A 6,259-nucleotide genomic window follows, 5' to 3' on the forward strand; every position below is an offset into this window, starting at 1 on the left:
GGTGGCGGTGCTGATGACGCTGGGGCAGTGGTTGGCACTTCAGAAGTTGACACCGGGACAGCCGATGAAACTTCTGACGGTGACACCGAACTGGATGAAGTGTGAGCTACGGATGTGCTGGCCCAACTGTGCCAATTTGGAAAACAAACGACAAGTGACAATAACAGTAAAGACGACTTTGTGCAGATAGTTAGGCTTTGCCGATACTGATCTTTCATCGAACGGTTATTCATTGAGTAAGTACCACAAAAAATAATGATGAGAACTAGTCGTATTCGTGTTCGTATATATAGACTATGGGGAGCCATCATGCAGAAACATGTTGGCAACCGGGAAAAGTTCCAGTTTGAGCAGAGGGGGGGGATCAGGGGTAACCTTTTCTGGCTGAGTCGGGCAGGTCATCCTGTCTTTTGCAAGGATAACCAGACAGCCCTGCCGGGAGCCATTTATGCGGGTTTGCGCTAAGCCGAATTAGCCTTTATGGGCATCAATTCGTGGGTTTCCGCTCCTGATCCAAGGGGTTGCTTTTTAAACTTCTTAATGGCTACGATCACCGTAACCGTTGCAACGACTACGAGAGCGCCGACAATAATGAGCCCGGTTTTCCAATCAGAAGTGTCTGAAGAGGATTGCGAAGGCGATAAATCATCATAAGGTTTCTGAAGGTTATCGTTTCCCAGACCCTCCAGACCCTCCAGATCCAGAGCAATTTCTTGCATCCGAACTCGCTCGTTGCCTTCCCCGGTATCATCAATTTCAACAGCCAGATAGACCTTGTTACCGACAAAAACCGGGCGCATAGTATTGGCTGTCGCGGGTTTAAACGTGGTGCCAAGACGATGGTTATTGACCTGATCTTTGTAGGTCAATACGGTCAGTCGTCCATCGCTGTTGTAGATAACGGCGTGCAGATAATCTTCTGTTGCTATCAGCCTGACGGTCGCGAACGAACCCGGTGCGGGGGAAGGAAAATCAATACTGTCGTCAATCATATAAGCACTGTCCATCTGTCCATTGTCACTGGCGAACCGGCGAATAGAAAGTTTTTTTCCCTCAGGGCTGTATAGGGCAACGAAGACCTGATCTTTTTGTATCAGGATGTCCTGCTGGCTGTTGATCATGTCATCGTAATTGGTGGCTATTATCCCTCTGCCATTGTTGCCAAAAGAGGCAGTGGGTTTTAGCTGTTGACTGTCGTATTGTCTGATAAACAGAGGATCGGGTGCATCTTCTTCACTTTGACCGGTTACATAAAGGCGTTTGCCGTCTTGGGATAGCTTTAAATGAATCCCTTGTTCTTTATCATACGAGCCACTGTTTTCAGAAAGAAAGATCCGTCGCTGCTGGTAACGACCCACCAACAGGCTGTTATCGAGGGTTCCTGTAAAATAAATAGCGCCCTGATGATAAGCGGTATCATTAATTTGCACACTTTCAGGGAACAGGTCGTTACGTACAGTGAATTCTCCCCGGTAGCTCCGGGTAGCACTTAACGGGAACTCGAACAGAATTGCTTTTCCTGACTGTGTTGTTGCAACAAGAACCAGATGAGAGCCCGTCTTTTCGTGAATAACCTGCCCTGTCAGAGACGGGTAGGAATCCAGTAGTCTGGAGTAGTCGGCAGAGGTTGTGTAAGTCACAATGCCGCACTGGCCAAATTGTTGGTCCAGTGCAGAACCTTTATAGCGCGCCAGAACAATCCCTTTGGAAGGCGACTCAGGCTGAATGACGACGTATACCCGTTGGTTTTCCGGGTCATAGGTTTGAAAGAGTGGTGTGCCTTCTGGTGGCTGGCAGTTTGACAGGTCAAGTGAATGGGTTGTGGGGGATGGACTGTCTGGCAGGGCACTGGATGCAGCAGCCGTGCTCAATAGACGGGTTAGCGGCTGTGCCAATGAGGATGATGTTGCCGATATTGTGTCTGATGGTGACTCCAAATCAGGTAAGGCTCTGATTGCAGCAGCCGTGGTCAATTCAGTGGTGAGCGGCTTTGCGGATGATAATTTTGCGGATGACAATGCTGTAGCCAACAGAGTTGCTGTGATGTCCTTTACCCCGCTGCAGTCAAATCCCCCAAGTGTGCAATCCATTACGGCCAGTAATGTTTGCAGTTCAGAGAAAACTTTAGGAAACGGTAAATAACCATGTCGACCGTTCCAGACAGTACGATTGAAAGAGGTCGCGTCTTCGGCGCCACCTGGGTCAGCGAACTCATTCAGGACGGTGGGAAACGGGTTATTTGTTGGTTGGGTGCCATTGATTCTGTCCAGTTCACGGTAGGGGGTGTTAATACCTCTGAGCATCGGCAGCTCTGTTGTATCACCGGCATTCCAGAGCCTGCTGCTTAAGCCGTTTAAGCCTGATTTGAGAGCACTTTCCGATACTCTTACGACACCTGCATTATATCCATTGAAATCGACAGTAGAAACCCGGTAATACTTTGTGAAAGTATCCAGATTATTCTCAATGAGGTCTGCCTCGTAAACGTTTGCAACTGCCGGGCTTAGATGGCTAGTTGAATTAATGAAGCCGGTATTAACATTGTTATAAACCGAGGCCCGACGAGCCAGCGAGGACATACCGCCAGCCCGACTATCATCCCCTTTCCCAATGACTGGTCCAGCATTCAGGTTGTCATGAATACTTCCACCCCTTGCTACTCCGGCAATACCTCCGATATCTGCAAGATTGCCGTCAGAACTGACAGCTCCGGCATTTACGTTTTGAACAACGCTAGAGTTGACCGATTGCCCACTTATTCCACCCACTTGGGTGCTATGCTTTCCAGACGTGCTACCTGTGTTGAGGTTTTTGCTGACCAGAGTTTGTCTTTCCGTATACCCTACTATTCCGCCAATGCTCCCAGCTCTTTTCCAGGAAGTAACGCTCAAATAATCGGAGGCAATTTTTCCGGTGTTCAGGTTATGTAACAGTCTGGCTGATCCTGCTTTTCCTACAATCCCTCCGGAATCTTCGGTATGGCCAGCATTAACCTCCCCGGTGTTCACATTGTTGTTGGCAACGCCATTGCCTTTCAGCCTTCCAACAATGCCACCGGCAGGTGAGTTATCCAGGCTTCTGGAAGTTATTGTTCCAATATTCAGGTTGTTTGATACAGAAGAACTCTGATCCGCCACCCCAGCGATACCGCCTGTGCTGGTGCTTCCGGTTGTGAACACGGCGGCGGTGTTGACACTATTGCGAATGACACTACCGGAAACACTGCCCGCTAAACCTCCGGCATGACTGTGATAGCCACCCGTTCTGATCGCTCCGGCATAATTGACCACCTCTTCAATCCTGCTGTCTTTCAACGCTCCCACAAGTGCACCGGTCGGGCTCGTATTTCCGGAACTGATCACTTCTGGTTGTTTAAGCAGGATCTGTCTGATGGTGCTGTCCCGTAGCGACCCGAACAAGCCTGAGGTTGTGTTATCTGCTGATGTTGCAACTTCGAGGCCGGAAATAACGTGGCCATTGCCATTGAGGGTGACAGAAAACGGTTTGGAGGTATTGCCGACGGGTTCCCAGGGAGTGAATTCGCTCAGGTTGATATCACTGATTAACTCGTAGCGACCTTCGACCGGGTGGTCAGCATTCAGGTATTGATAGAAATTATTATTGTCCAGCTCAATAGTCACGGCCTTGCTGATTGTTGGCTGTGCTGATGAAGATGGGGCGGTGGATGAAGCTTCTGAAGGTGATACCGAACTGGCTGAAGTGCGAGCTACAGACGTGGTGATCAATTCGCTGGTTAAAGGCTGTGCCGATGATGCTGGGACAGCGGATGAAACCTCAGAAGGTGACACCGAACCGGATGAAGTACGTGCTACAGAAGTCGTGCTCAATTCACTGGTTGAAGGCTGTGCTGATGACGATAGGACAGCGGATGTAACTTCAGAAGTTGACATCGAACCGGATGAAGTTCTGGCTATAGAATGAGTACTCAACTCACTGGTTGAAGGCTGTACTGATGACGATGGGGCAGCGGATGAAGTTTCCGAAGGTGACACCGAACTGAGTGAAGCATGGGCTACAGAACGAGTACTCAATTCACGGGTTGAAGGCTGTGCTGATGACGATGGGGCAGCAGATGAAGCTTGAGAAGGTGACACTGAACCGGATGAAGTACGTGCTACAGAAGTCGTGCCCAATTCGCTGCTTGAAGGCTGTGCTGATGACGCTGAGACAACAGATGAAACTTCAGAAGGTGGCACCGAACCGGACAAAGTTCGGGCTATAGAAGTCGTGCTCAATTCACTGGTTGAAGGCTGCGCTGTTGACGATGGGGCAGCAGGTAAAACCTCAGAAAGTGGCACCGAACTGGATGAAGTTCTGGCTATAGAATGAGTGCTCAATTCACGGATTGAAGGCCGTGCTGATGACGATGGGACAGCAGATGAAACTTCAGAAGGCGACATCGAACCGGATGAAGTACGTGCTACAGAAGTCGTGTTCAATTCACTGGCTGAAGGCTGTGCCGATGACGATGAGGCAGCAGATGAAACCACAGAAAGTGGCACCGAACTGGATGAAGTTCGTGCTATAGAATGAGTGCTCAATTCACTGGTTGAAGGCTGCGCTGATGACGATGGGGCAGCGGATGAAACTTCTGAAGGTGACACCGAACTGAGTGAAGCATGGACTGCAGAATGAGTGCTCAATTCACTGGTTGAAGGCTGTGCTGACGACGATAGGACAGCGGATGAAACTTCTGAAGGTGACACCGAACTGGATGAAGTACGTCCCACAGAATGAGTGATCGACACGCTGGTCGGTGGTTGTGCTGATGACGATACGACAGCAGATGAAACTACTGACGGTGACACCGAACTGGATAAAGTTCCCGCTACATAAGCCGTACTCAATTCACTGGTTGAAGGCGGTGCCGATGACGATAAGACAGCAGATGAAACTTCAGAAAGTGGCACCGAACTGGATGAAGTTCGTCTTATCGAATGAGTGCTCAATTCGCTGGTTGAAGTCTGTGCTGATGACGATAGGACAGCAGATGAAACTTCCGAAGGTAACACCAAACTGGATGAAGTACGTGCCGCAGAATGAGTGGTCGATGCGCTGGTTGAAGGCTGTGCTGATGACGATGGAACAGCGGATAAAATTACTGACGGTGATACCGAAGTGGTTGAAGTACGTGTTACAGAAGTAGCGTTCAATGTGCTGGCTGATGGTTGAGCTGATATTGATGGGACAGCAGATGAAACTTCTGGAGGTGACACCGGACTGGATAAAGTACGGGCTAAAGTAGGCGTATTTATGACCGGGTGGTCGGTACTCAGGTATTGATTGAAATGATCATTGTCCAGCTTAATAGTGCTGGCCCAGCTGTTCCAGCTTGGAAAACAAACGACAAGTGACAATAATAATAAAGACGACTTTGTGTAGATAGTTGGGCTTTGCCGATACTGATCTTTCATCGGGCTGTTGCTCATTGAGAGAGTACCATGAAAAATAATGATGAGACTAATCGTATTTGTGTTCGTATATATAGACTATGAGGAGTCATCATGCAGAAACATGCGGGTGAGCGGGAAAAACTCCAATTTATAGCAACCGCACGACTGCGTGGATGCAGGAGCCAGAGCAATGCAGGAGCAGCTGGTAACCGTTCTCAAAAATTACTTTTACGTCACAAAATCGCGCTAACCAATTAAATTGTAATGCTTTGGAGGTTTTTTGGATTCAAGCACTACGAATGTACGTCACTGGCTTTATCGATGGTACGGTATTTTTTCAGCAGCTTTTTATGGTTTGTATGCTAGCATGTTGACAGCATTTTTGTGATACCCTCTTCAAGTGGGGGGAGGATGTCAAAAGGAGAGCAATTCGTGGGTTTCCGCTTCTGTTCCAAGGGGTTGCTTTTTAAACCTCTTGACGACTACGATAACAGCAACCGATACAGCCAGCACAGTGCCCGCTGCAATTAGCCCAATTCCCCAATCTGGAAGTACCGAAGACGATCCTGCGGACGATGAAGCGGCAGCGGGTTTTTGATAGTTATAGTTTTCAATACCCAGTGAAATTGCTTGCATCTGTACCTGCCGACTACCTCCCTCAATATCAGCATTTTCAACGGCCAGATAGACGTTATCACCGACAAAAACAGGACGCATGGACTCTGCTGTCGCAGGCTTAATGGTGGTGTCAAAACGATGGACATTGACCTGGTCTTGATAAGAAAACACCGACAGTTGTCCATCACTGTGGTAAATAATGGCGTGCAAATAATCTTCCGTGGTCA

7 protein-coding genes are annotated in these 6,259 nt (G+C 48.7%); 5 read left to right on the top strand and 2 right to left on the bottom strand.

Annotation, left to right across the window (positions count from 1 at the left end; all coding sequences use genetic code 11):
- Window positions 1-309 precede the first annotated feature (309 nt).
- Window positions 310-465: a hypothetical protein gene (locus KDK19_RS22640; protein WP_257275688.1), complete on the top strand. Its 156-nt coding sequence runs from the start codon at window positions 310-312 to the stop codon at window positions 463-465.
- On the opposite strand, the gene KDK19_RS22645 is transcribed toward KDK19_RS22640, so the two are convergent.
- Complete coding sequence (locus KDK19_RS22645; protein WP_257293004.1) at window positions 462-3,641, bottom strand: hypothetical protein; 3,180 nt, start codon at window positions 3,639-3,641, stop codon at window positions 462-464. The two genes, KDK19_RS22640 and KDK19_RS22645, sit on opposite strands and share 4 nt — an antisense overlap.
- Here KDK19_RS22645 and KDK19_RS22650 point away from each other — a divergent pair.
- From KDK19_RS22650 to KDK19_RS22665, 4 genes are all read left to right on the top strand, one after another.
- Window positions 3,622-3,942, top strand: coding sequence for a hypothetical protein (locus KDK19_RS22650; RefSeq protein WP_257281928.1), 321 nt, complete (start codon window positions 3,622-3,624; stop codon window positions 3,940-3,942). The genes KDK19_RS22645 and KDK19_RS22650 overlap by 20 nt on opposite strands.
- A gap of 204 nt (window positions 3,943-4,146) precedes the next feature.
- Window positions 4,147-4,350, top strand: coding sequence for a hypothetical protein (locus tag KDK19_RS22655; protein ID WP_257275691.1), 204 nt, complete (start codon window positions 4,147-4,149; stop codon window positions 4,348-4,350).
- The gene (locus KDK19_RS22660) at window positions 4,351-4,554 is read left to right on the top strand and encodes a hypothetical protein (RefSeq protein WP_257281927.1); all 204 of its coding nucleotides are present in this window, start codon (window positions 4,351-4,353) and stop codon (window positions 4,552-4,554) included.
- 510 nt (window positions 4,555-5,064) lie between these two features.
- Window positions 5,065-5,193, top strand: coding sequence for a hypothetical protein (locus KDK19_RS22665; protein ID WP_257276343.1), 129 nt, complete (start codon window positions 5,065-5,067; stop codon window positions 5,191-5,193).
- Window positions 5,194-5,828: 635 nt separating this feature from the next.
- Here the strand turns inward: KDK19_RS22665 and KDK19_RS22670 are convergent.
- A partial coding sequence (locus tag KDK19_RS22670; protein ID WP_257276344.1) for a hypothetical protein occupies window positions 5,829-6,259 on the bottom strand: 431 nt, incomplete at its 5' end.

This window comes from Endozoicomonas sp. ONNA1, assembly GCF_024606325.1.
GTDB lineage: Bacteria > Pseudomonadota > Gammaproteobacteria > Pseudomonadales > Endozoicomonadaceae > Endozoicomonas_A.

Coding starts and splice junctions, on each gene's coding strand:
- KDK19_RS22640 (WP_257275688.1), top strand. CDS start 310: ATGCAGAAACATGTTGGCAACCGGGAAAAGTTCCAGTTTGAGCAGAGG.